This is a genomic window from Thiomonas bhubaneswarensis, from assembly GCF_001418255.1.
Taxonomy (GTDB): domain Bacteria; phylum Pseudomonadota; class Gammaproteobacteria; order Burkholderiales; family Burkholderiaceae_C; genus Thiomonas; species Thiomonas bhubaneswarensis.
On the sequence record NZ_LIPV01000022.1, the window covers coordinates 1 to 1,293 of the forward strand.

Genomic DNA, 1,293 nt, shown 5'->3' on the forward strand with positions numbered 1-1,293 from the left:
TCCTCCACCGAAGCCGCCTGCTCCGAAGACGACTGCGACAGGCTCTGCGACGTGGCCGAGACCTGGGTGGAGGCCGAGAGCAGTTGCTCGGCCGAGGACCGCACCGAGCCCATGAAGTGGGTGAAGCGTTCGATCATTTTTTGTGCGGAGGCCATGACCTGGCCGATTTCGTCATTGCTGCGGTGGTCCATGCGCACGGTGAGGTCGCCCTGTTCCAGCCGAGAAAAAACGGCCAGCGCGTTGCGCATCGAGGCACTGGTGCGGCGCGAGATGAACAGAGCCAGGGCCAGAAGCACGGCAATGCCCACGACCGACGCGATCAGACCCTGCATGCTGTAGCCCCAGGCTGCGGTGCTGACGTCATCGACGTACACGCCGGTACCGATGACCCAGTGCCAGGGCGCGAAGCTCAGGGCGTAGGCGACTTTGGGGAAAGCCTCTTTGGTGGCGCCGCCACCGGCCACAGGCTTGGGAAAGCGGTACTCGAAAATGCCCCCGCCAGGGCTCTGCGCAGCCAGGTTTTGCGCGGTGTAGAGGTTCATCCGGCCATCGGTCTTGACGTTGGAAGCATCGATGCCTGCGCGATACGCCGTGGCGTTGTCGAATTTGGGAAGATCGAGCACCTTGCCGATCAGCGCGGGCACGGTGGGGTGCATCAGCATGGTCGGCACTGGGGTGGTGTCGGTGGTGATCCAGAAGTAACCGTCTTTATTGGCGCCGTAACGCATGTCCTTGACGGCGGCCATGGCTTGCTGTTGCGCCTGTTGTTCCGTCAGCTTGCCTGCCTGGGCCTGTTGGTAGTAGTACTGGATCACGCCTTCTGCAGTCTGGGTAGCGTTGCGCAGCATCATTTCCCGCTCGGTCAGAATGGACGACTGCAGGCGGTTGACGTTGAGCAAAGTGATGCCGACCGTGCCCAGAATGAACAGCAAGGAGAGCAGAAACAGGCTGCGGCGAATGTCGAGTTTGAATCCAAGTCGAGTCTTCATGGATGATCCTGTGAACGGAGTTGGTATTTTTGGGTGAGGATTTCTTCGAGGGCGCCCCGAACTTCAGAACCGCACGAATTCGGGATGCAATTGCGTCAAAACCGGCAGGGTCTCCTCGGCGGTCTTGTCAGATTTGCGCGGGGCGGTGCGCTGCAACTGCACAGGGGAGGGGGACGATCCATCCTGGACCAGCCTGAACCCCGCCATGGTGTCCTGCAACGCCGTCGCCTGCGCATTCATCTCCTCCGCAGTAGCGGCCAGTTCTTCCGAAGCCGAGGCGTTCTGCTGCGTCACCGCCGAGAGC

1 protein-coding gene and 1 pseudogene are annotated in these 1,293 nt (G+C 61.5%); both read right to left on the reverse strand.

Features of this window, described 5'->3' with window-relative positions; genetic code table 11:
- A partial coding sequence (locus tag ASC45_RS15325; protein WP_141655821.1) for a methyl-accepting chemotaxis protein occupies nt 1-989 on the reverse strand: 989 nt, incomplete at its 3' end.
- A 63-nt stretch (nt 990-1,052) separates the two neighbouring features.
- Nucleotides 1,053-1,293 (reverse strand): annotated as a pseudogene (locus tag ASC45_RS16110) (methyl-accepting chemotaxis protein); the annotation flags it as partial.